The sequence below is a fragment of the Micromonospora sp. NPDC048986 genome (assembly GCF_040649335.1).
Taxonomy (GTDB): Bacteria; Actinomycetota; Actinomycetes; order Mycobacteriales; family Micromonosporaceae; genus Micromonospora; species Micromonospora alfalfae.
In genome coordinates, this window is the sequence record NZ_JBEZFJ010000012.1 from 172,217 (window position 1) to 195,879 (window position 23,663).

At 73.6% G+C, this 23,663-nt stretch carries 19 protein-coding genes; 5 read left to right on the forward strand and 14 right to left on the reverse strand.

Going from position 1 to position 23,663, the window contains the following annotated elements:
• Window positions 1-37 precede the first annotated feature (37 nt).
• From mnhG to AB0B94_RS24015, 7 genes are all read right to left on the reverse strand, one after another.
• On the reverse strand, window positions 38-397 hold the full coding sequence (gene mnhG / locus AB0B94_RS23985) for a monovalent cation/H(+) antiporter subunit G (protein ID WP_357284519.1): 360 nt from the start codon (window positions 395-397) through the stop codon (window positions 38-40).
• Window positions 397-660 carry a monovalent cation/H+ antiporter complex subunit F gene (locus tag AB0B94_RS23990; RefSeq protein WP_112586633.1) on the reverse strand — a complete coding sequence of 88 codons (264 nt, stop codon included), beginning with the start codon at window positions 658-660 and terminating at the stop codon, window positions 397-399. The genes mnhG and AB0B94_RS23990 overlap by 1 nt, the downstream gene beginning before the upstream one ends.
• A complete protein-coding gene (locus AB0B94_RS23995) occupies window positions 657-1,268 on the reverse strand; it encodes a Na+/H+ antiporter subunit E (RefSeq protein ID WP_357284244.1) in 612 nt (203 codons plus the stop codon). The genes AB0B94_RS23990 and AB0B94_RS23995 overlap by 4 nt, the downstream gene beginning before the upstream one ends.
• Complete coding sequence (locus AB0B94_RS24000; RefSeq protein WP_357284248.1) at window positions 1,265-2,770, reverse strand: Na+/H+ antiporter subunit D; 1,506 nt, start codon at window positions 2,768-2,770, stop codon at window positions 1,265-1,267. The genes AB0B94_RS23995 and AB0B94_RS24000 overlap by 4 nt, the downstream gene beginning before the upstream one ends.
• Complete coding sequence (locus AB0B94_RS24005) at window positions 2,770-3,249, reverse strand: Na(+)/H(+) antiporter subunit C (protein ID WP_357284251.1); 480 nt, start codon at window positions 3,247-3,249, stop codon at window positions 2,770-2,772. Before AB0B94_RS24005 ends, AB0B94_RS24000 begins: the two co-directional genes overlap by 1 nt.
• Before the next feature lie 55 nt (window positions 3,250-3,304).
• On the reverse strand, window positions 3,305-6,139 hold the full coding sequence (locus tag AB0B94_RS24010; protein WP_357284256.1) for a Na+/H+ antiporter subunit A: 2,835 nt from the start codon (window positions 6,137-6,139) through the stop codon (window positions 3,305-3,307).
• Between the two features lie 382 nt (window positions 6,140-6,521).
• Window positions 6,522-6,908, reverse strand: coding sequence for a hypothetical protein (locus AB0B94_RS24015; RefSeq protein ID WP_357284259.1), 387 nt, complete (start codon window positions 6,906-6,908; stop codon window positions 6,522-6,524).
• A gap of 178 nt (window positions 6,909-7,086) precedes the next feature.
• Here AB0B94_RS24015 and AB0B94_RS24020 point away from each other — a divergent pair, with 178 nt between their 5' ends.
• Window positions 7,087-11,754, forward strand: coding sequence for a DEAD/DEAH box helicase (locus AB0B94_RS24020; RefSeq protein WP_357284263.1), 4,668 nt, complete (start codon window positions 7,087-7,089; stop codon window positions 11,752-11,754).
• Window positions 11,755-11,977: 223 nt separating this feature from the next.
• Here AB0B94_RS24020 and AB0B94_RS24025 read toward each other — a convergent pair whose 3' ends face one another.
• Complete coding sequence (locus tag AB0B94_RS24025; protein ID WP_357284266.1) at window positions 11,978-12,535, reverse strand: hypothetical protein; 558 nt, start codon at window positions 12,533-12,535, stop codon at window positions 11,978-11,980.
• A gap of 101 nt (window positions 12,536-12,636) precedes the next feature.
• On the opposite strand from AB0B94_RS24025, the gene AB0B94_RS24030 reads away from it, so the two are divergent.
• Together AB0B94_RS24030 and AB0B94_RS24035 are read left to right on the forward strand one after the other, a co-directional pair.
• Window positions 12,637-13,437, forward strand: coding sequence for an SAM-dependent chlorinase/fluorinase (locus AB0B94_RS24030; RefSeq protein WP_357284269.1), 801 nt, complete (start codon window positions 12,637-12,639; stop codon window positions 13,435-13,437).
• A 46-nt stretch (window positions 13,438-13,483) separates the two neighbouring features.
• Complete coding sequence (locus AB0B94_RS24035; protein WP_091400463.1) at window positions 13,484-13,705, forward strand: CPCC family cysteine-rich protein; 222 nt, start codon at window positions 13,484-13,486, stop codon at window positions 13,703-13,705.
• A 33-nt stretch (window positions 13,706-13,738) separates the two neighbouring features.
• Here AB0B94_RS24035 and AB0B94_RS24040 read toward each other — a convergent pair whose 3' ends face one another.
• Window positions 13,739-15,001 (reverse strand): hypothetical protein, encoded by a 1,263-nt coding sequence (locus AB0B94_RS24040; RefSeq protein WP_357284272.1) that lies wholly within the window; start codon window positions 14,999-15,001, stop codon window positions 13,739-13,741.
• Between the two features lie 109 nt (window positions 15,002-15,110).
• Between AB0B94_RS24040 and AB0B94_RS24045 the strand changes: the two genes are divergently transcribed.
• Together AB0B94_RS24045 and AB0B94_RS24050 are read left to right on the forward strand one after the other, a co-directional pair.
• On the forward strand, window positions 15,111-15,920 hold the full coding sequence (locus AB0B94_RS24045; protein ID WP_357284276.1) for a DNA-formamidopyrimidine glycosylase family protein: 810 nt from the start codon (window positions 15,111-15,113) through the stop codon (window positions 15,918-15,920).
• 165 nt (window positions 15,921-16,085) lie between these two features.
• The gene (locus tag AB0B94_RS24050) at window positions 16,086-19,709 is read left to right on the forward strand and encodes a hypothetical protein (RefSeq protein ID WP_357284280.1); all 3,624 of its coding nucleotides are present in this window, start codon (window positions 16,086-16,088) and stop codon (window positions 19,707-19,709) included.
• Window positions 19,710-19,758: 49 nt separating this feature from the next.
• Here AB0B94_RS24050 and AB0B94_RS24055 read toward each other — a convergent pair whose 3' ends face one another.
• The 5 genes from AB0B94_RS24055 to pgsA all read right to left on the reverse strand — a co-directional run bounded on the left by AB0B94_RS24055 (window position 19,759) and on the right by pgsA (window position 23,629).
• Complete coding sequence (locus AB0B94_RS24055; protein WP_357284283.1) at window positions 19,759-20,544, reverse strand: hypothetical protein; 786 nt, start codon at window positions 20,542-20,544, stop codon at window positions 19,759-19,761.
• Between the two features lie 23 nt (window positions 20,545-20,567).
• A complete protein-coding gene (locus tag AB0B94_RS24060; protein ID WP_112586609.1) occupies window positions 20,568-21,440 on the reverse strand; it encodes a PspA/IM30 family protein in 873 nt (290 codons plus the stop codon).
• A gap of 199 nt (window positions 21,441-21,639) precedes the next feature.
• Window positions 21,640-22,074: a helix-turn-helix transcriptional regulator gene (locus AB0B94_RS24065; protein WP_238671779.1), complete on the reverse strand. Its 435-nt coding sequence runs from the start codon at window positions 22,072-22,074 to the stop codon at window positions 21,640-21,642.
• Window positions 22,075-22,324: 250 nt separating this feature from the next.
• The gene (locus AB0B94_RS24070; RefSeq protein WP_357284287.1) at window positions 22,325-22,882 is read right to left on the reverse strand and encodes a CinA family protein; all 558 of its coding nucleotides are present in this window, start codon (window positions 22,880-22,882) and stop codon (window positions 22,325-22,327) included.
• A gap of 156 nt (window positions 22,883-23,038) precedes the next feature.
• Window positions 23,039-23,629 carry a CDP-diacylglycerol--glycerol-3-phosphate 3-phosphatidyltransferase gene (pgsA, locus tag AB0B94_RS24075; protein ID WP_357284292.1) on the reverse strand — a complete coding sequence of 197 codons (591 nt, stop codon included), beginning with the start codon at window positions 23,627-23,629 and terminating at the stop codon, window positions 23,039-23,041.
• Between the last annotated feature and the right edge of the window lie 34 nt (window positions 23,630-23,663).

Genomic DNA, 23,663 nt, shown 5'->3' on the forward strand with positions numbered 1-23,663 from the left:
GTCCCGCCGGGTCGGCCGGCCCGGCGCGTGGCCGTCGTCACGCCGGGCCCGCCGACCCGCCGCCTGGTCCGCGTTCGGCCAGCTCATCGGCGTCGAGCAGGCTCCGGTCGAGCCGCCCCGACCGGTACGCGGCCCGCCCGATCATCTGCGCGGCCACCGGCGCGGTCGCCAACTGGAAGACAGCCACCAGCAGGATCATGCCCAGGTCGGCCAGTGACCGCAGCCGCAACGCGATGCCCAGCAGCAACAGGAGCACCCCCAGCACCTGCGGCTTGGTGGCCGCGTGCATCCGGGACAGCGCGTCCGGGAAACGCAGTACGCCGATCCCGGCAGCCAGGGCGAGCAGCGCGCCGGCCACCAGACAACCGGCGCCGAGCCAGTCCGCGATCGTCGCGATCACTGCTGCTCCCGGACGGCGAAGCGGACCAGCGACACCGAGCCCACGAAGCCGAGCAGGGAGAGCACCACCAGCACGGGCAGCGTGGTGGCGTGCCGGTTGACCGCCGCCTCGGCGCCCACCGCGCCGACCATCGTGGCGAGCAGCATGTCCGCGGCGATCACCCGGTCCACCAGCGACGGGCCACGGTAGAGACGGGTCAGCGCGAGGAGCGCGGTGACCGACAGCAGTGCGGTGAGGACGACGGCCAGGAAGGTGGTCACGGGCGGGTTCCCTTCTCGGGTGAGGTGACGTCAAGTCGGCGCAGCTCGCTGCTGGAGCCGACCGCGCGGACGATCCGCCGCTCGACGGCGAGCGCGCGGGCTCGGGCCACGCCGAGGTCGGCGGGGCCGTGGGTGTCCAGGACGTGCAGGTAGAGCGTTCCGGAGTCCCGGTCCACCTCGAGGATCAACGTGCCCGGCACCAACGAGACCACCTCGGCGGTGAGCGCCAGGTTCAGGTCGGTGGCCACCCGCAACCGGACCGCGATGATCGCCCCGCGCGGTCGGTAGCCGAACTGCACGGCGATCCGGGCGATGTGCAGGCTCGCGGTGACCAGCTCGACGGCGAACCGGCCCGCGAACACCAGCAGCGCCCACGGTCGCAACCGACCACCGAAGCTGACCGCCGGCAGCGGGTAGAACACCAGCACGGCCGCGCCCACCAGCAGGCCACCGACCAGGTTGGCCCAGTTGATGTCGCCCCAGAGCAGGCTCCAGACCACCACCAGCCACCCGAGCGCCACCGCCTGGTCCCGCCAGCGCCCGAGCCGGCCCCGCCCCACCACGGCGGGCCCGGGGGCGTCGGGAGCCGGCTCCGGGGCGCCGGTCACGGCACACCGCCCGGCAGCACGGCACGGACGTACGGAGTGCGCAGCCGCAGGTCCGCGGCAGCGTCGGCGGTGACGTCGAAGAGCGGACCGGCCAGCACTGTCAACGCCAGCCCGATGGCGACCAGGGCAACTGTGGCGCCGACCATCAGTCGCGGCAACTGGACGACCGGCTTGCTGGTGGCCAGCCGGGGCGCGCGCCAGAAGGCGATGTTCCACACCCGGGACGCCACGTACAGGGTGAGCAGGCTGGTCAGCGTCCCGGCCGCGACCAGCACCCCGGGCAGCGGCCCGCCGGCGGCCACCCCGGCCTGGAGCAGACCGAGCTTGCCGAGGAAGCCGGAGAACGGCGGCACTCCGGCGAGGTTCATCGCCGGGATGAAGAAGAGCACACCCAGCAGCGGCGCCACCCGGGCCAGCCCTCCGACACGGCGCAGGTCGGTGCTGCCGGCACGTTCCTCGACCAGCCCGGCGACGAGGAACAGCGTGGTCTGGATGGTGATGTGGTGCACCACGTAGAAGATCGCGCCGGAGAGGCCGGCGGCGGTGCTCAACGCCACCCCGAAGATCATGTAGCCGATGTGACTGACCAGTGTGAACGAGAAGAGTCGCTTCATGTCGGACTGGGCCACCGCACCGAGGATGCCGATCACCATGGTCAGTCCGGCGACGACCATGAGCAGGATGTGGGCACGCCCACCGGGAAACAGCAACGTCTCGGTACGGATGATCGCGTAGACACCCACCTTGGTGAGCAGACCCGCGAAGACGGCGGTGACCGGGGCCGGCGCGGTGGGGTAGCTGTCCGGCAGCCAGGCCGACAGGGGGAAGACCGCCGCCTTGACCGCGAAGGCCAGGAGCAGCATCAACTCCAGGGCCAGTCGGACACCGTCGGGCAGGTCGTCGAGACGCTGGGCGAGCTGGGCGAGATTGAGCGTGCCGGTGGCCGCGTACACCAGACCCACCGAGGTCAGGAAGATCATCGAGGAGAGGATGCTGACCACCACGTACGTCGACCCGGTCCGGATCCGGGTCTCGGTGCCCCCCAGGGTGATCAGCACGAAGCTCGCGGCCAACAGGATCTCGAACCCGACGAAGAGGTTGAACAGGTCACCAGCCAGGAACGCGTTGGTGACGCCGGCGGTGAGCACCAGGTACGTCGGGTGGAAGATCGACACCGGCGAACTCTCGCTGGTATCGCTGCGACCCTGGCCGATCGAGTAGAGCAGCACGCAGAGGGTCACCGCCGAGGAGACCACCAGCAGCAGCGCGGCCAGTTGATCGGCCACCAGGACGATGCCGACCGGCGCCGGCCACCCCCCGACCGCCACCACCACCGGCCCGTGCCGGTACGCCTGCACCAGCAGCAGCACCGCCACCGTGAGCGTGCCGCTCAGGCACAGCACACTGATCGCACGCTGGAGTCGGGGCTTCCCGGCCAGCAGCAGGGTCAGCGCCGCACCGAGCAGCGGCACCACCACCGGCAGCGGCACCAGGGTGCGCATCACGACTCGTCCCGGCGGCGTAGCCGGCGGCGGGCCGGCTCGGGATCGACCTGCTCCGGGTCGCCGTTCGGGCCCTCCCCACCGCGATCGGCCGCGCCCACCTCGTTGCGGCCGGCCCGCCGGATGATCTGCCGGTCCTCCAGGTCGTCGGGCACCTCGTCATCGCCGGAGAGATACCAGCTGCGGTACGCCACAGCGAGCAGGAACGCGGTGAACCCGAAGGTGATCACAATGGAGGTCAACACCATCGCCTGCGGCAGCGGGTCGCTCATCCGGTCCACCGGACCGGTGCCGACGACCGGCGCCCCGCCCGACCGCCCGCCCAACAGGATCAACAGGTTCACCCCGTTGCCGAGCATGACCACCCCGAGCAGGATCCGGGTCAGGCTGCGCTCCAACAGCAGGATCACACCGCACCCGACCAGCACCGCGACGGCCAGCACCAGCACCAACGTCGGCCCCGCACCGCTCCGCGTCACAGCGCCACCTCTGTTCGCGCCCGCGGGGCTCGCAAACCCGACTCGCTCCTCGCGCTCATGCCCGGTCCCCCTTGTCGACGGCCAACCCGCCGGCAGCTGCGCCGGTGGCCTCGATGTGCCGGTCCACCTCGGCACCGAGGCTGCGCAGAATGTCCAGCACCAACCCGATCACGACCAGGTAGACGCCGATGTCGAAGAAGAGCGACGTGACCAGATGGGCGTCGCCGATCAGTGGCAGGACCCGGTCGACCTTCGCGCTCTCCAGCACCGACCCGCCAACCAGCAGCGCCACCACGCCACTGCCGACAGCCATGGCCAGCCCGGCCCCGAGAATCGCTCCGGCGCCGATCGGGGCCGCCTCGGTCAGCTCGTACCGGCCGCCGGCCAGATAACGCACCACCAGGGCGAGACCCGCCACCAGCCCGCCGGCGAACCCGCCACCCGGCGCGTTGTGCCCGGAGAAGAGCAGGAACAGCGAGAACAACACAACGGTGTGGAAGATCAGCCGGGTGACCACCTCCAACACGATCGAGCGGCGCTCCTCGTAGAGGGTCGGACCACCGCGCAGCCAGACCGGCCGGCCGCGTCCACCCACCCCCTGCTCGGAACCGGGCCGGCGCGGCCGCGGCCCGGTGCGGGAGCGCTCGAAGATCAGGCTGGCCACCCCGGTCGCGGCCACCACCAGCACCGCCAGCTCGCCCATCGTGTCCCAGGCCCTGATGTCGACAAGGGTCACGTTGACCACGTTGCGGCCGTACCCCTGCGCCACCGCCAGGTCGGGAAAGGCGGCGGAGATGTCCGGTGCCCGGCGCGCCCCGACGGCGGTGAGGGCCAACCCGGCGGCCACCACCCCCGCCGCCACCCCGATCACCCGACGGGCCCAGCGGGTACGGCGCAGCGGACGGGCCGAGAACCGCTCCGGCAGGCGACGGAGCACCAGCACGAAGACCGCTATCGTCGACGTTTCCACCAGAAACTGGGTGAGCGCCAGGTCGGGCGCTCCGTGCAGCACGAACAACATCGCCGTGCCGTAGCCGGTCATGCCCACCAGCAGCATCGCGGTCAGCCGGCGACGGGCGCCGACCGCCAGCACCGCCGCCACCGTGATCACCACGACGACCACCGGTTGCAGCGCGCTGTCCCAGAGCGGAATCCGCGCCCGCCAGGGGCTGGCCGAGAGCATCGCCGCGCCCGGCACCAGCACCAGGGTGACCAGGATGATGCCCAGATACTGCGGTAGTGAGCCGCGCTGGGTGGCGCTGGTGACGTCGATGGCCAGCCGGTCGAAGCGGCCGATGACCCACTCGTACCCCTGGTTTCCCCGCACCGGCGATCGGAGCCGGGCCAGCACCGGGGTGAGCGGCCCGCGCACTGCGAAGAGCAGGCCGCCGCCGACGAGCGCCAGCACCGACAGGCCGAGCGCCGGGGTCGGTCCGGCCCAGAGCGCCAGGTGCGCGTCGACCCCGCCGAGCAGATCGGCGTACGGGCGCAGCAGGTCGTCGAGCACGCTCGCGGCCGGACCGGCGAGCAGACCGACACCGGCGAGCACCGCCGGCGGGACCAGCAGCGACGCGGCGATCGGCCCCGGCGGGACCGGCGCCACACCGGGCCGGTCGGCGAACGCGCCCCAGAGGAAGCGGGCGCTGTACGCGACGGTGAGCACCGTCCCGGCGACCAGACCGGTGAGGAGCAGTGGCTGGTCGGTGAACGCCCCGAACACCGCCTCCTTGGCCACGAAGCCGACCAGCGGCGGCACACCGGCCATCGACGCCGCGGCCAGCACGGCGACCACGACCAGCGGCCGGGACCAGTGCCGCAGCCCAGACAGCTCGCGCAGGTCACGGGTGCCGGCACCGTGATCGATGATGCCGACGACAAGGAACAGCGCCGCCTTGAACAGGGCGTGTGCCAGCAGCATCGCGGTGCCGGCCAGTGCGGCGTCCGGTGTTCCCGAGCCGGTCACCGCGACCAGCAGGCCGAGCTGACTGACAGTCCCGTACGCCAGCAGCAGCTTGAGGTCGGTCTGGCGCAGCGCGGCCCACCCGCCGAGCAGCATGGTCGCCACGCCGGCGACCTGCACCACCGGCCGCCACGGGCCGACAGTGGCGAGCACCGGGGCGAGCAGCCCGACCAGGTAGACGCCGGCCTTGACCATGGCGGCGGCGTGCAGGTAGGCGCTGACCGGCGTGGGTGCCGCCATCGCCACCGGGAGCCACGAGCTGAACGGCAGCACCGCCGACTTGGACAGCGCACCGGCCAGGATCAGCAGCACGGCGCCCACCAGGTACCCGCCGCCGGGCAGCGGCTGTGCGCTGATCTGCGACCAACGGTAGGTGCCGGCGTGCTCGCCCAGCATGATGAAGCCGACCAGCATGGCGAGGCCGCCCAGCGTGGTGACTGTCAACGCCTGCGCCGCCGCCCAGCGGCTGGAGCGCCGTTCGGTGCTGTGCCCGATCAGCAGGTACGAGAAGATCGTGGTCAGCTCCCAGCCGACGTAGAGCAGCAGCAGGTCGTCAGCGAAGACCAGGACGAGCATCGCGCCCGCGAACGCGACCAGGACCGCGGCGAACTGCGCCAGCCCGATGGAACCGGCACCGAAGTAGCGGGCGCTGTAGACCAGCACCAGCGCGCCGACGCCGCCGATCAGCAGCGTCATCAGCCAGGACAGCGTGGTGAGCCGGAACGCGATGTCGAGGCCCAACTGCCGGATCCACGGGTACGTCTCGACCACCGCCCCGCCGTCGGCGACGGCCGGGGTGCGAGCCGCCGCCCAGCAGAACGCGGCGGCCGGCGCGAGCGCCAGCGGGTAGCACGCGCGCGGACCCCACCAGCGGACGAGCACGGGCGCGGCGAGGGCCGCCACGAGATGGAGGACGAGCAGTACCAGCACCTGCGCTCCCGATCCGACATGGCCGACGCCCGTGGCAGCGGTGGCGCCTAGCAGCGATCAGACGCCAGTTCCTCCCCCGCCGGGCGGTTTTGCCGGAATTCGCCCGCCAGCCGCATGGCGCGCCTCAACCGCACCCCGGACTCGCAACCTCCCCGCCCGCGCCGATCGTGCAGTTCCGGCTGTCGAGACGCACGGAACGCCCCCTGTGCCGCGACCGCACGTGCAAGATCGCGGGAACGAACAGGCCGCCCCCGTGGATCATGGAGTTGTGGTGCCTGGTTTGGCCTGCTTCAGGGCCCTTGTCCCCCACCACAACTCCATGATCGACGGGGCGGGGCGGGGTGGGGGTGGGGGTGGGTCGGGGGTGGGGTGGGGGGGTCTGTCAGTGCAGGAGGGCGTTGTTGAAGGGTTGCGCGTCGTCGGGGGTGGGGCGCTCACGGCCCAGCTCGGCCAGCAGGTCGAGGCGGCCGAGTTGGCGGGCGACCCGGTCGACCACCCGCTCGGCGGCGGTCAGCGACCGCACCGACAGCAGGCGGCCACGGCTCTCGCGACGCAGCACGAAGTAGTGCACGGCAACGCGGACCTGACCCCGGTCGGCGGCGCTGGCCTGGGCGGTGCAGAGAACCATCTCGCGCAGACAGTGGGCGAGGCGTTCGGCGAGCGCCAGCTCGGGGCCGTGCAGACCGGCGCGGAGCGCGGCGAGGTGGCTGTCGACCTTGCGAATCAGCACGTCGGTGCCCGGTTCGACAGTGCGCTGCTCGCCGGCCATCAGATCACCTCACCCCGGTTCGCGTTGCGAGTGAAGTTACTTTATGTTGCTCCTCAGAAGCAAGCAGTTAAGTGAGACTTAACGTATTAAGCGCACGTTCCACGCTTTTTGCCTTTTGCTGGCTCATTCCGTCGTGAGGTCGCTCGTGGATGTCGGACCGGCGGGGCACGATGGACCGGTGACCGGGGCAGAGGCAGACGCCGGCGCGGTGCTGGCCGGGTTCGGCCCGGCCACCCGCGCCTGGTTCGACAACGCCTTCGCCGCCCCGACCGCCGCGCAGACCGGCGCCTGGCGGTCGGTCGCCGCCGGCCGCAACGCGCTGGTGGTGGCGCCCACCGGCTCGGGCAAGACGCTCGCGGCCTTTCTCTGGTCGCTGGACCGACTCGCCCGCGAGCCAGCACCGGCCGAGGCCCGCCAACGGTGCCGCGTGCTCTACGTCAGCCCGCTCAAGGCTCTCGCCGTCGACGTGGAGCGCAACCTGCGCGCCCCGCTGGCCGGCATCCGGCAGGCGGCCACCCGGTTGGGCGTCGCACCGCCCGACATCACCGTCGGCATGCGCACCGGCGACACACCCGCCGACGAGCGCCGAGCTTTCGCCCGCACGCCGCCGGACATCCTCATCACCACGCCCGAGTCGCTGTTCCTGCTACTCACGTCAGCGGCTCGCGACTCGCTGCGCGGCGTCCAGACGGTGATCGTCGACGAGGTGCACGCGGTGGCCGGCAGCAAACGCGGCGCCCACCTCGCCCTCTCCCTCGAACGCCTCGACGAGTTGCTGCCCGCCCCGGCACAGCGCATCGGCCTCTCGGCCACCGTCCGGCCGATCGACGCCTGCGCGCAGTTCCTCGGCGGTGCCCGCCCGGTCGACGTGGTGCAGCCGGCCACCCCGAAGACCATCGAGGTCAGCGTGCAGGTCCCGGTGGAGGACATGACCCGCCTGGACGAGCAGGAGCAGCCACCGGAGGACGACCTCGGCGGCCCCGGGCCACGTCGGGCGTCGATCTGGCCGGCCGTGGAGGAGCGGGTCTTCACGCTCATCGGGCAGCACCGCTCGACAATCGTCTTCACCAACTCCCGGCGCAGCGCCGAGCGACTCTGCGCCCGGCTCAACGAGCTCGCCGCCGAGGCGGTGGCGGCGTCCGCGTCGGGCGAGGGCGCGATCGGCGTACCGGAGGGGTTGCCGACCGGCGACGACCCGGCGGGCGACGGCGACCCGGCCTCCGGCGCGCAGCGCTGGGGTGGCCCCGCCGGTCCGGTGCGCAACCGGCCGCCGGCCGAGGTGATGGCCCAGTCCGGCGCGGCCACCGGCGCGGCGCCCGTGATCGCGCGCGCCCACCACGGCAGCGTCTCCCGGGAGGAACGCAAGCACATCGAGGAGGCGCTCAAGTCCGGCCAGCTCCCGGCGGTGGTGGCCACCTCCAGCCTGGAGCTCGGCATCGACATGGGCGCGGTCGACCTGGTGGTGCAGATCGAGGCGCCGCCCAGCGTGGCCGCCGGCCTGCAACGGGTCGGCCGGGCCGGGCACCAGGTGGGCGCGGTCTCGCGGGGGGTGGTCTTCCCCAAGCACCGCGGCGACCTGCTCTCCTGCGCGGTGGTCGCCGAGCGGATGACCGCCGGCGCGATCGAGGAGCTGCACTACCCGCGCAACCCACTGGACGTGCTGGCCCAGCAGATCGTCGCGATGGTGGCGCTGGAGCCGTGGCCGCTCGGCGACCTGGCGGTGCTGGTCCGCCGGGCCGCTCCCTTCGCCGAGCTTCCCGACTCGGCGCTGCACGCAGTGCTCGACATGCTCTCCGGCCGCTACCCGTCCACGGCGTTCGCCGAGCTGCGTCCCCGGCTGGTCTGGGACCGGGCCACCGATCTGCTCACCGGCCGCCAGGGAGCGCAACGCCTCGCGGTGACCAGCGGCGGAACGATCCCCGACCGGGGCCTGTTCGGGGTGTTCCTGGCCGGCGCCGAGCGGGCCGCCCGGGTCGGCGAGCTGGACGAGGAGATGGTCTACGAGTCCCGGGTCGGCGACGTCTTCCTGCTCGGCTCGTCCTCCTGGCGGATCGAGGAGATCACTCCGGACCGGGTGCTGGTGTCGCCCGCCCCGGGCCAGGCCGCGCGCATGCCGTTCTGGAAGGGCGACCAGCTGGGTCGGCCGGTGGAGCTGGGCCGGGCCATCGGCGCCCGGGTGCGCGCCCTGCTGCGCCAGACCGACGAGGCGGCCCTGGCCGCGCTGCGCGACGGCGGGTTGGACGACTGGGCCGCCGGCAACCTGATGGCCTACCTGCGCGAGCAGCGGGAGGCGACCCGCTCGCTGCCCGACGACCGCACGGTAGTGGTCGAACGGTTCCGCGACGAGCTGGGTGACTGGCGCCTGGCCGTGCACAGCGTGCTCGGTGCCCGGGTCAACGGACCCTGGGCCCTCGCGGTGGGCCGCCGGCTGGCCGAGCGGTACGGGGTCGACGCGCAGGTGATGCCCTCCGACGACGGCATCGTGGTGCGTCTGCCGGACACCGCCGACGAGCCGCCCGGCGCCGACGTGGTGGTCTTCGAGCCCGACGAGATCACCCAGCTCGTGGAGGAGTCGGTCGGCACCTCCGCCCTCTTCGCCGCCCGTTTCCGGGAGTGCGCCGCCCGGTCGCTGCTGCTGCCGCGCCGCGACCCGCGCCGCCGCCAACCGCTCTGGCAGCAACGGCAACGCGCCGCGCAACTGCTCGACGTCGCCCGCGAGTACGCGGACTTCCCGGTCACCCTGGAGGCGGCTCGGGAGTGCCTCCAGGACGTCTTCGACCAACCCGCGCTGGCCGGGTTGATGCGCGACCTGGCCACCCGCAAGGTTCGGCTGGTCGAGGTGGAGACCAGCGCGCCGTCGCCGTTCGCGCGGTCGCTGCTCTTCGGCTACGTCGGCGCGTTCCTCTACGAGGGCGACGCCCCGCTGGCCGAGCGCCGCGCCGCCGCCCTCGCCCTCGACTCCACGCTCCTCGGCGAACTGCTCGGCCGGGTTGACCTGCGGGAGCTGCTCGACCCGGCGGTACTCATCGAGACCGACCGGCAGCTGCGGTGGCTTACCGATCAGCGCCGCCCCCGCGACGCCGAGGACGTCGTCGAGCTGCTACGGGTGCTCGGTGACCTGAGCGACGCCGAGTTGACCGAGCGGGGTGTGCCGCAGACGTGGCTCAGCGAGCTGGAGGCCACCCGCCGGGTGCTGCGGGTCCGGATCGCGGGCGAGCAGCGCTGGGTGGGCGTCGAGGACGCCGCCCGCCTGCGCGACGCCCTCGGCGTGGCGCTGCCGATGGGGGTGGCCGAGGCGTACCTCGCCCCGGTGGCCGACCCGCTCGGTGACCTGGTGGCCCGCTACGCCCGCACCCACGGGCCGTTCGCCGCGGCCAGCTGCGCGGCCCGGTTCGGGCTCGGGGTTTTCGTGGTCGAGCAGGCGCTGCGCCGGCTCGGCGCCACCGGGCGGGTGGTGTCCGGTGAGTTCACTCCGGATTCCGCCGGCGCCCAGTGGTGCGACGCCGAGGTGCTGCGGATGCTGCGCCGCCGCTCCCTCGCCGCGCTGCGCCGGGAGATCGAGCCGGTGCCGCCCCGGGCCCTCGCCACGTTCCTGCCGCGCTGGCAGCAGGTCGGCTCGTCCGCCCGAGGTGTGGAGGCGCTCGCCGCCACCGTGGAGCAGTTGCAGGGCACTGCGGTGCCGGCGTCCGCGCTGGAGCGGTTGGTGCTGCCCGCCCGGGTCGCGGACTACTCCCCCGCCCAGCTCGACGAGCTGTGCGCCAGCGGGGAGGTGCTCTGGGCGGGTTCGGGTGCGATCTCCGGGGGCGATGGCTGGGTCACCCTGGCGTACGCGGACGCCGCGCCGCTGCTGCTCCCGCCGCCCGACGAGGCGTTGACCCGTACCCCGCTGCACGACGCGGTGCTCGACGCGCTCGGCGACGGGCAGGCGCTCTTCTTCCGCCCGCTGGCCGACCGGGTCGGGTCGACCGACGACGCCGCGTTGACAACTGTGATCTGGGATCTGGTCTGGGCGGGGCACCTCAGCAACGACACCCTCGCCCCGCTGCGCGCGGTGCTCGGTGCCGGCGGCGCGCACCGCTCCCGGCCGTCCGCGCCCCGCACTCGTTACCGGCGGCCCGGTCGGGTGGCGCTGCCGACCCGGGGTGGCCCGCCGACGGTCGCCGGCCGCTGGTCGCGTCTCCCGGATCGGGACCTCGACCCGACCCGGCGCGCCGCCGCGCTCGCCGACCTGTTGCTGGAGCGGCACGGGGTGGTCACCCGGGGGGCGGTGATGGCCGAGCAGGTGGTCGGCGGGTTCTCGGCGGTCTACCCGGTGCTGTCGGCGCTGGAGGAGCGCGGCGCGGCCCGCCGGGGTTATTTCGTCGAGGGGCTCGGGGCGGCGCAGTTCGCCGTACCCGGTGCGGTGGACCGGCTGCGCGCGCTGGCCGAGCCGACCGACGGCCGGGGTCGGGGCACGGTGGCCACTGTGCTCGCGGCGACCGACCCGGCCAACCCGTACGGCGCGGCGCTGCCCTGGCCGGAACGGGTGATCGACTCCGGCGACGGTGCCACCCCGGCGACCGGGCACCGGGCCGGTCGCAAGGCCGGTGCCCTGGTGGTGCAGGTCGGTGGTGACCTCGTCCTCTACGTCGAACGCGGCGGCCGAACGCTGCTCTCCTTCACCGACGACACCGACACGCTCGGCGCGGCCGGCAAGGCGCTCGCCGACGCCGTCCACTCCGGGGCGTTGGGCGCGATGTCGGTGGAGCGGGCCGATGGCGAGGCGGTGCACTCGTCGCCGCTGCGGGACGCGTTGACCGCCGCCGGCTTCCGGGCCACCCCCCGCGGCCTGCGCCTGCGCGGCTGACAGTTCGGTGACGGCCCACCACTGTGTGCCGGGTGTGCACGGCTGCCGGTCGAGCAACGCGAACGAGCGCACGCGCCGATCGGCGCCCGATGCCCAACCGGCCAGCCAAACCTCCGCCGAGGGCAAAGCCGTACAGAGCCTGATGTCTGTGAGTCATCACGATGACTCACAGACATCACAGCCAATAGAACAGCACGTCTCGGCCACGCCGACGTGTCAGCGCTCAGTGCAGGTCGTTGAGCACCTTCTCGTAGCGCGGGCGGTCGGCGGCCGGGGTCTTCGCCTCCAGGTAGTTCAGCACCACGGCGCCACGCCGGTACGACTGGCCAGCCCAGGTCTCCGCGATGTCGCTGGCGCTGGTTTCGTCCGGGAAGACGTAGACGGTGACGGCGTCGGTAGCCATCAGCTCGGAACAACCCAGGCCGAGGCCGTCCGGCCCACAGTCGACCGAGCGGTCCTTCGGGCGCGGCACCTTCAGGCCGGCGGCCCGGAAAGCGTCGACCACCTGCTTCGCGCCGGGCGCAGCGGCCGGGCGCTTGGGCAGCACCACCGGCGGCGGGCTGGCCGGCCGCCGCTGCGTCGTGCCCTGTGCGGCGGCGGAGGGCGGGGTCGTGCCGTCGGCACTGGGTGCGGTCTGGGGCGTCGGCAGGCCGGTCGGGGCCGCCTCGGACGAGACGGACGGGTTCGCGGTCGGGCTGCCGTCGTCGTCACTGCCACAACCGGCGCTGAGGGCGACGGCGACCAGCAGGATTCCGACTGCGGGGAGGTTCCGAGTTGTCACCAGGGCAGTCTGCCCAACGTCCTCCGGCGGCGGGAGGGGCCGGTCGGCCACTGCGCTGTCCCGTATCCGCCAGCACGCCGCGGTTCTACTAGCCTGCGGGCATGTCCGCAGTGCCCTGGATCTCGCTGACCACCGACTACGGCCTCACCGACGGCTTCGTGGCCGCCTGCCACGGGGTCGTCGCCCGGATCGCGCCGGCCGCCCGGGTGATCGACGTGACCCATCTGGTGCCGCCGGCGGATGTCCGGCGCGGTGCCGCCGTGCTGGCGCAGACCGTGCCGTACCTGCCGGTGGGAGTGCACGTGGCGGTGGTCGATCCGGGCGTGGGCACCGCCCGACGGGGAGTCGCCCTGGCCACCCCGGGCGGGTTGCTGGTCGGCCCGGACAACGGGTTGCTGCTGGACGCGGCCACCGCGCTCGGTGGGGTGACCGACGCGGTCGAGCTGACCGGGTCGCGCTGGCTTGCGCCCCGGGTGTCCGACACGTTCCACGGCCGCGACGTCTTCGCGCCGGTGGCGGCCCGGCTGGCGCTCGGCGCGCCGCTGGCCGACGCGGGCCCGCCGGTCGACCCGGCCGGGCTGGTGCGACTTCCGACGCCGACGGTGACCCGCGACGCGGAGGGCTTCACCGCAGAGGTGCTGACCGTGGACCACTTCGGCAACGTCCAACTGGCCGCCCCGGCCGAGCTGCTCGATCCGCTGCCGGCCACGCTCCGGGTGGGCCCGCCGGGGCCGGTGCCGGCCCTTGTGGCGGTGCACGGTCGGACCTTCGGCGACGCCCCGGCCGGTGGCCTGGTGGCGTACGTCGATTCGGCCGGCCTGGTCGCTGTCGCTGTCAACGGCGGGCGGGCCGCGGACCTCCTCGCGACCTCCCCGGGGGACCTCCTGCGGGTATCGGGCTGATGTTCGACTGTGGAATGCTTCTCCGGTGGGTGAGCATGTGGTTCCTGTGGGCTGTCCCTGCTGTGCATCCCGAACCGGCGGGGGGACCTGCCCCGTCTGTTTCTGGACCGACGACGGCCAGACCGACGCCGACGCCGACGCCGTCCGGGGCGGTCCCAACGGCGACCTGAGCCTCACGCACGCCCGTCTCAACTACGCCGTCTACGGTGCCAGCCACCCGCGTTACCAGGACATGGTGCGCACGGCTCGCCCCGACGAGCGCCCCTGACGTCGACGGGGCGCCCGACGGGGTGAGCGCGGCTCAGCAGACCGGCACGCTTCCGCCGTACACGCTGGAGATGTACGCGTGGCTGACGTACTGGCCACTGGCGAGACGGTTCCAGCGGGTGGTGGTCCGGTAGGGGCCGGCGATCGACTGACCGGTGACGTAGCACTGGATCGGCACGTGGGCCAGCCGGGCGGCGAGGCCACGCGTCGCGTACGACGTGCCGGCCCCGGTGCGGATGTTGAGCGGGCCATCGCCGACCACGCCGCGCGGCCCGCCTCCGGTCCACAGGTAGGCGACGTCCACCCAGGCGTTGGTGGTCAGCCGCAACCCGTCCCAGAACGTGCCGTCGGCCAGGTCGATGCCGGCCGGGTTGAGCACGGTCCGCCCGAACTGGTCCCGTCCACCGTTGTAGCCGGACTGGTACGCGGCCTGCGCCTCGGGCCGGCCCTGCGGCAGGTTCTTCCAGTTCTCCCGGACCGATGAGGGGTTCCAGTAGTCGTCGCGGGTGTTCCACGGCCCGACGTCCCAGACCGGGGCGTACTCGCAGCGCGAGCCGCTCGTGGTGCAGACCCGCACCGTGTAGTCGCCGGTGTTGAGCGGGGAAAGGCCGCGCCGCGACGGCAGCGCCGCGAAGTGGTCCCGGGGTTGCACGGTACGGCCGTTGGCGGTCAGTTCACCGACCAGCCCGATGCGGGTGGCGTACACCCGGTAGGTGCGGCCGGGCGTGGCGGCGGAGACGGCGGCGTTCGCGTCGGCGGTGAGCTGCACGCCCCGTACCGTCGCCGTGGCGCCGCCATCGGGGGCGGTGAGCACCACCCGGGTCTGCACCCGGCTGACCGGCCGGTCGAAGACCGCGCCGGTGGTGGCCGCCCGCCATTCCGTCCAGCCGGCGGCCCGCCAGCCGCGGACCTGCGCCTCCACTGTCGCCCCGGCCGGAACCGCGGCGTTGATCTCGGCACGGACCCGGGTGGCCGGTCGGGCGAGGGTGCGGGGAGCGGTCAGCAGCATCCCCTCGGCTACCGCGCTGTGCGGGCTGCGGGCGCCGCGCCCGTTGGACCGGGCCTCCCGCAGGCGGAGGCCGGCGCTGGTACGCCGGACGTTGACATCGTCGCCGTCGACGATGGTGAGGTCGGCGCTCCACAGTTCGTCGCCGGGTGCGGCGGAGACGAGGGTGATCGGAGCGCCGCCGGGTGCGGCCGGCGCAGGGCCGGCCGGGGGTAGGAGCGCTGCGGTGAGCAGGAGGGCGAGGGTGGCGATGAGGGCGACGGATGGGATACGACAACAGGGTCGCGTCATGGGCATTCTCCTCAGAACCCCCTGACCTTCGCATGTCGGGAGATCATGAGGAACCTGAGTACAAATAGCGACACATGCGAATCTTGCTCGAAAGAGGGAGGATGGCAGGGTGCCCGAAGGCGACACAGTCTGGAACACCGCGCGCGTGCTGCACCGTGCGCTCGCCGGCGCGCGGATCACCGGCAGTGACTTCCGGGTGCCACAACTGGCGACCACGGACCTCACCGACTGGACCGTCCGCGAGTCGGCCAGCCGGGGCAAGCACCTGCTGCTGCGGCTCGACGCCCCGACCCAGGAGCACTGGACCCTGCACTCCCACCTGCGGATGGACGGCGCCTGGCGGGCGTACGCCCCGGGGGAACGCTGGAGCGGCCGGCCCGCGCACCTGATCCGGGTGGTGCTGCGCAGCCCCGGCGCCGTCGCGGTCGGCTACCACCTGCACGAGGTGACCCTGGTGCCGACCTCGGAGGAGGACCAACTGGTCGGCCACCTCGGCCCCGACCTGCTCGGGGCCGACTGGGACCCGGCCGAGGCGGTCCGTCGGCTCGCCGAGCACCCGGAGCAGACAATCGGCGAGGCGCTGCTCGACCAGCGCAACCTGGCCGGCGTGGGCAACCTCTACAAGTGCGAGGTGCTGTTCCTGCGGGGCGTGTCACCGTGGACCCCGGTCGGCGGAGTGCCCGACCTGCCGGGCCTGGTGGCCCTCGCACAGCGGCTGCTCGCCGCCAACCGGGGCCGGTGGACGCAGAGCAGCACCGGCTCCCTGCACCGGGGGCAGACCAGTTACGTGTACGGCCGCCGCGCCCAGCCCTGCCGCCGTTGCGGCACCGCGATCCGCAAGGAGGAGCTGGGCGAACGGGTCACCTACTGGTGCCCGGTCTGCCAGCCCGAGCGTCCGGGTCCGTCGTCCTCCGACTGACCAGGCTCCCGCCAGACGGGACCCATGGCAGAAACGGACGATTGGGTAATTCCTAACCGGCCGCCGGAGTCGCATGCTGCGGTTGAGCGCTCACCGACCGTCAGCAGAGTGCCGAGGTCCCCCACGCCGGGGTGGCGGCCCTCGCGCCCCGAACCGGGGAGAGTCATGGCGATGTTCCGCAGACTCCGCTCCACCTTCTTCGAGCGGACCACCCGCGACACCGACGCCGACGGCCGGGCGGCGTCCGTGCCGACCCCGCGTACCGCCGAGGAGGCCGTCGTCACGCCGAGCCTGGACCCGGCCGTCGTGCCCCGCTACTTCGGCCCGGTGCCGAACTTCGCGTACAGCCCCCGCCCGACCCGCGGCCCCGACGGGCAGGTGGTGGCCGGGACCGGGCTGCGCAAGTTCGTCGACCCACTGCCCGTGCCGGGCCAGCCAGGCCACGGCGACCTCGGCAGCGAACTGCCGGTGGCGGTGCCGGACACCATCAGCTATCCGGGCTGCGACTACTACGAGATCGGCCTACAGGAGTACGCCCAGCGGCTGCACCGGGACCTGCCGGTCACCCGGCTGCGCGGCTACCGGCAACTCAACCTGGGCACCGACCCGGCCGGACACAACACTGTGGCGCCTCCGGAGCGACAGTGGCACCTCGGGCCGATGATCTACGCCCGTCGCGGTCGACCGGTCCGGGTGAAGTTCATCAACCAGCTCCCCGCCGGCCGCTCCGGCGAGCTGTTCCTGCCCGTCGACGACACCATCGACGGGGCCGGTCTGGGCCCACTGGACGGACCGGCGCCGTACCCGCAGAACCGGGCCGTGCTGCACCTGGCCGGGGCGCAGACCGGCTGGACCAGCGCGGGCAACCCGGGGCAGTGGATCACCCCGGCCGGGGAGATCACCCCGTACCCGACCGGGCCCGGCCTGGCCCACGTGCCGGACATGCCGGCCCCCGGCGCCGGCGCCACCACTCTCTACTTCCCGAACGAGCAGAGCGGCCGCCTCCTGTGGTTCCACGACAACACCCTCGGCCTGGCCCGGCTCACCGTCTACGGCGGACAGCTCGCGCTCTATCTGCTCACCGACCCGGCCGAGGACCAACTCGTCGCCGACGCGGTGCTGCCGGCCGACCAGGTGCCATTGGTGATCGAGGACAAGACATTCGTTCCGGACGACACCCAGCTCGCCGCCGAGGACCCCACCTGGGACCGGGAACGCTGGGGCGCCCTCGGCAGCCTCTGGCACCCGCACGTCTACCAACCCCGGCAGAACCCGTACCGCTCCGGCGGACGCAACCCCACCGGGCGGTGGGACTACGGACCCTGGTCCCGCAACTCCGCCCCGGCCGACGCCCATGCCGACGCCCGCGCCGACGGCTGGGTGCCGAACCCGTACCACGATCCGGTCGGCGCGCCGGACGAGCCGCCGCTGAGCCCCGGCGTGCCGCATCCGTCCGCAGTTCCCGAGGCGTACGGCGACACCCCGCTCGTCAACGGCGTCGCCTACCCGTACCTGGAGGTGCGGCCGCGCGCGTACCGGTTCCGGATCCTCAACGCCTGCCTGGACCGCAGCCTCAACCTCCAGCTCTACCGCGCCCGCTCCGACACGGCGATGTGGACGGCCGACGGCGCGCTCGCCGACCCCGCCGCCGGTGAGGTGCCGATGGTGCCGGCCGCGCGGGCGGCGGACCGTCCGGCGGGCTGGCCGACCGACGGACGCGACGGCGGTGTGCCGGACCCGCGCGCCGCCGGCCCGGAGTTCATCCAGATCGGGAACGAGGCCGGCCTCCTGCCGGCGCCGGTGGTGCTGCCGAACCAACCGATCGGCTACCGCTACGACCGGCTCGACCCGACGGTGCTGAACGTCGACGGACACACAGTGCTGCTCGCCCCGGGCGAACGCGCCGACGTGCTCGTCGACTTCTCCGCCGTGCCACCGGGCAGCACGCTGATCCTCTACAACGACGCTCCGGCCCCGCTGCCCGGCTTCGACAGTCGCTACGACCAGCACACCGACGCCCCGGACCGCAGCGCCGAGGGCGGCCCGCCCCCGACCGAACCGGGATACGGCCCGAACACCCGCACACTGCTCCAGTTCCGGGTCACCGGGACGCCCGAGCCGCCGTACGACCTGGGCCGGTTGCGCGAACGGCTACCCCTGGCGTACGCGGCCAGCCAGCGCCCGCCGATCGTCCCGCAGCCGGCGTACGACCCGGCGTTCGGCACCCGGACCCCGGCGCAGACGACGGTGCCGGTGCACGCCACCACAGTGACGTTCACGCCGACGGCCGGCACCGGCCCGGTGACAGTGCCGATCGCAGTGAAGACCGCACAGCAGATCGTCGAGCCGGAGCACGGCCGGTCGGCGGGCCGGCTCGGCGTCGGGCACCCACACGCCGGGCCGCTCAACCCGACGACGCTGCCGCTCGGTGCGACCGACCCGGTCACCGAGGTGCTCTTCGCCACCGACCCCGCCGTGCCGGTGGGCTCCCCCACCGACGGCACGCAGCTCTGGCGGATCAGCGGCAACGTCCGGCAGACCGAGCCGTTGCACATCGCCGGCTGCGACGTGCAGGTGATCAACCGGGTTGGCTGGGACGGCACGCTGCGACTCCCGCACGGCACGGAGCTGGGCTGGAAGGGAGTCGTCCGGGTCAACCCGCGGGAGGACGTGGTGGTGGCGCTGCGCCCGGTCGCGCCGACGCTGCCGTTCAAGCTGGGGGACAGCGTCCGGCTGCTCGACCCCTGCCGCCGGGCCGGAGCACGGACCGGGTCGACGCCGGTCAGCCCGATCGACGGTCGACCGGCCACTGTGGTCAACCAACTGGTCAACCTGGGCTGGGAGTACCGCTGGCACAGTCAGCTCGCCGGCCACCGCGACGGCGGGATGAGCAGGCCGCTGGTGTTGCGGGTGACGCCGAAGGCGCCGACCGGGCTGACCGCCACCCCGGTGTCCGGCTCGGCCACCGCGCTACCGGCGATCGCGCTGGCCTGGACCAGCAACGGCGGGCGACCGCCCGCCACCAGCCACGTGCTGCAACGGGCCACCGACGCCACCTTCGGCGGCGAGGTCACCACGATCACCGTCGCGGCCGCCGCCACCCGCTACACCGACGCGACGGTGACCCCCGGGGTGACCTACCACTACCGGATCCGGGCGGAGAACGCGGTCAGCTACTCGTCCTGGTCGAACGGGGTACCCGCCTCGGTGCACCTGGCCGCGCCGAGCGGCCTGGTCGCGGCGCTCCCGCCAGCCGCGCCGCTGCGCGTGGCGCTGCGCTGGACGAACCGCTCGTTCGCCACCGGCATCGACGTGCAGCGGGCCACCAACCCGACCTTCACCAGCGGCCCGGGCACCACGGCGATCGGAGTCGGCGACAATCACCTGGACGCGGCGGTGGCACCGGACACCACGTACTACTACCGGGTGCGGACCACCTACCTGGGCTCCGCCTCGGCGTGGTCGACCGTCGCCACTGTGACCTCGCCGCCCGCGCCGGGAACCCCCAGCGGGGTGCGCGCCACCGCCAGCGCACCGGGGCCGGACACCGCGACGGTGATCCTGGCCTGGGAGGCGAGCACGCCCGGCGGCCCGGGGTCCGGGTTCATCGTGCAGCGGGCACTCGACCCGGCCTTCGAGCAGGCGACGGCCACCTTCACGGTGACCGGGCGCGGCTTCACCAACACCGGGTTGGCCCGGGGCGTGACGTACCACTACCGGATCCGGTCGTTCAACGTCGTGGGCACCTCGCCGTACACCGGTCCGGTCCTGGTGACGACGCCGCGGTGACCGGCCCGCGGCGGTGCGCCGTCGGCGCGGCGTCCCGGGGCGTGCGCCGTCAGCGCGTCGGCGCGCGCAGCGGGGTGCCGACGGCCCGCAGCTCGGCAAGTGCCCCGGCGACCCCGTGCAGCAGGTCGGTCGCCTCGGTGAGCCGGTCAGCGGCCGGGTGGGCGGTCTCCGGTCGGGAATCCTCGGCCAGGTAGCCGGCGGCGGCGACCACAAGCCGTTCGTACGCGGCCACCCCGCCCTCCAGTTGAGCGGTCAGCGCGGCGTGCGCCTCGGCCAGCGGTGGCCGGGCGTCGGCCGGGGCCAGCCGCAGCGCGCGTTCGACGCTGGCCACCCGCGCCGCCAGGTCGCGCAGCGAGCGGTCGGCGGCGGCGGCCTCCAGCACGGCCGGCTCGGCCAGCCCGGTGAGCCGGGGGGCCATCCCGGCCAGGGTGAGCGCCGCCCGGTCCAGTCGGGCCCACCGCTCCCCGGCGCTGGTGCCGCGCAGCGCGATCCGGGAGCGGACCCGGCGTACCTCGGCCAGCACGCCCGGGCCGACCGGCAGCCGCTCGACGGCGGCGATCAGTCGGGCCCGCGACCGGGCCGCCGCTTCGGCCGGGTCGAGAGCGGGGGGCGCCGGCTGGGCGGCCAGGGCGCGCACGTCGATCCAGCGCCAGGCGGCAAGCGCCACCGCGCTGCCCGCGGCGCCGGCCCAGGCCGCGTCGGGCAGACCAAGGCCGGCGTACGGAGTCAGCACCACCGCCGCGCCGCCGAGCCCACCGGCCAGCACGCTCCACCGTCGGGCCGACCGGCGGAGCCGGCCCAGCCTCCGGAAGTACCGGGTCCGCTCGTCTGCCACAGTGACCCCCTCGATCCGGTCGTTCAGCCGGCGGCGGTCGGGTCGCCGGTGCCCCGCTCGCGAGCCATGCTGGCGCGCAGTTCGTCCAGCCGGGCGGCGGCCGTCGGGTCGTTGGCCGGGCCGGTCTTCTCGGCCTGCGGCACTGCCGGTCGCTGGGCCGCGCCGCCGAGCTGCTCCCCCGCCATGCTGGACCGGATCTGCTCCAGCCGGGCGGAGCCGGCCGAGTCGATGGTGGCCTTCTGAATCTCCAACATACGGCCCTCGACGGAGTTGCCGGCCAGTTCGGCGCGACCCATCGCGTTGGCGTACCGCCGCTCGATGCGGTCGCGCACCTCGTCCAGCGACGGGGTGTTGGTGGGCGCGGTCAGCGACGACATCGACTCCAGCGAGCGGGCCACCGTCTCCTGCATCTTGGCCTGCTCCAGCTGGCTGAGCAGCTTGGTGCGCTCGGCGAGCTTCTGCTGGAGGATCATCGAGTTGTTCTCGACCGCTCGGCGGGCCTGGGCGGCGGCGCCCAGCGCCTGGTCGTGCAGGGTCTTCAGGTCCTCGGTGGCCTGCTCGGCGGAGACGAGCTGGCTGGCCAACGTCTGCGCGGACTGCTCGAACCGCACCGCCTCAGCCTCGTCGCCCTTGGCCCGGGCCTGGTCGGAGAGCACCAGGGCCTGCCGGGCGTTGCCCTGCAACCGCTCGACCTCGGTCATCTGCCGGGACAGCTTCATCTCCAGCTGACGCTGGTTGCCGATCACCGCGGCAGCCTGCTGGACCAGCGCCTGGTGCTGCCGCTGGGCATCCTCGATGGCCTGCTGGATCTGCACCTTGGGATCGGCATGCTCATCGATTTTCGCACCGAAGAGCGCCATCAGGTAGTTCCAACCCTTGACGAACGGGTTCGCCATCTCCGCGGTATCCCCTCAGTAGCGTCGCTCCACCACGGCCGGGCCGGCTGGACCGGCCGACCGTGACCGGCAGGTCTCCATCGTCCCAGCCGAACGCCAGTGAGGCATCCGTACCGGGGCGGTCGACAGCACCGGCGGCTCCTGCGAGCAACCCTACGCGGCCGGGGCCAGCCCGCCCACGGTCAACGGGATCGGCGGCTCAGGCCGCGCAGACCACGTCCCGGTCGCGCTCGGTCGGGCGGACCCGGGTGCTGCGCAGGGTGGCCTTGAGCGGCGAGTCCTGGCGGACCGAGACAGCGACAGTGCCGTTGGAGGTGACCTGACGGACACCCCGGTTGGTGCTCTTGGCTGCGGCGTCGGCCGGCTCGTCCTGCATCGAGACGAGCACCCCGGGCATCTGCTCGGCGAGCGCCACTGTGTCGCTCACCTCACGCAGCAGCTCGGAGAGGCGGGCACCGAGGGCGTCGCAGATCGCGGCGAGCAGCTCGCTCGACGGCTCCTTGTGCCCGCGTTCAATCTCGGAGAGGTAGCCGAGGCTGACGTTGGCGGCGGTGGAGACCTCACGCAGCGTGCGCTGCTGGCCCTGCCGACGCGCTCGCAGTGCGTCACCGATCACCCGGCGTAGCAGGATCATCGCACCTCCCCCTGAGGGATACCTCGCGCCCGCCGCTGGGCGGCCGGTCGCGGCGGACCGCGCCGACCCCGAACGTCGGAGCCTTCCCGCAACCGTACCCGTTGCGGGCCCGGGCGACATCCCGCCCCGCCCGTCGGTTCGTCGGGACGGGCTCACCGGTGCGCGCCGCCGCCCATTTCCGTAGCGCGCCGAATGGTCCCGCCCGTGGCTCCGGCCCGGGTCCCGGCCCGCGTGGTTCCGGCCCTGGCGTTCACGGGGTCGCGTCGACCAGTCGCTCGGCGAGCAGCCGGAGCGCCTCGACCACGGCCGCCGCGCGGACGTGGTCCCGCCCGCCGCCCAGGTCGAGCTGGCGGACCGCCCCGCCGTTCGGGCCGGCGACCGCGACGTAGACGAGGCCCACGGGCTTCCCGTCCTGCGGCTCCGGGCCGGCGACTCCGGTGGTGGCCAGCCCCCAGTCCGCGCCGCACCGCTGCCGGCCGCCCTCGGCGAGCGCCGCCGCCACCTCCGGGTCCACCGGCCCCCGCTCGGACAGCAGGTCAGCGGGTACGCCGGCCAGAGTCGCCTTCAGCTCGGTGGCGTACACCACGAGGCCACCCCGGTAGATCCCGCTGACCCCGGCGATGTTCACGATCGAAGCGGCCAGCGACCCGCCGGTGAGCGATTCGACAGTGGCCAGGGTCTGGTGCCGCTCGGCCAGCCGGTGCACGACCCCCGCCGCCGCACTGCCCACCTCAGCCCCGTCCACCTCAGCACCACCCACCGCAGCACCACCCACGCCGCCACCGTCCGCCGACACCCCAGCCCCCATGCACCAGTTCCTTCCCCACCCACCAACCCCCAACCCCGACCCAAGCGCGTCGATCATGAAGTTAGCGTCACGACACGCCGCCGCGGAGGGCAATAACTTCATGATCAACCGCGGGGTGGGGGTGGGAGTGGGGGGTGGGGGTGGGGTGGGGTGGGGTTAGCGGGGGCGGCGGAGGCGGAGGGCTTGGGCTATGTAGTCGAAGCCGGTGGCGACAGTGACCACCACGGCGGCGGCCATGATCCAGGGGCCGACGGTGGCGAGCGCGGCCGGCATCGGCCAGAGGTACCAGGCGATGGCGAGGATCTGGAGCGCGGTCTTGACCTTGCCCCCTCGGCTGGCGGCGATGACGCCGTGCCGGATCACCCAGAACCGCAGCCCGGTGATGCCCAACTCGCGGACGAGGATCAGCGCGGTCACCCACCAGGGCAGTTGGTCGTACCAGGAGAGCAGCACCAGCGCCGCGCCGGTCAGCGCCTTGTCGGCGATCGGGTCGGCCACCTTGCCCACCGACGTGACCAGCCCGAAGCGGCGGGCGATCCAGCCGTCCACCAGGTCGGTCGCCGAGGCCACAGCGAAGATCAGGCAGGCCGCCATCCGCCAACCGGCGTGGGTCATCCCGGACATGATCACCGAGGCGGCGAAGACCGGCACCAGCACCAGCCGCAGGGCGGTCAACGCGTTGGCCGCGTTGACGACCGGCACCACTGCCACCACCCGGCCCGGCGTCGACTCCGTCGCCCCGGTCACCGCCGCACTCCGCTCGGGCCGCCGTGGCGTTCCC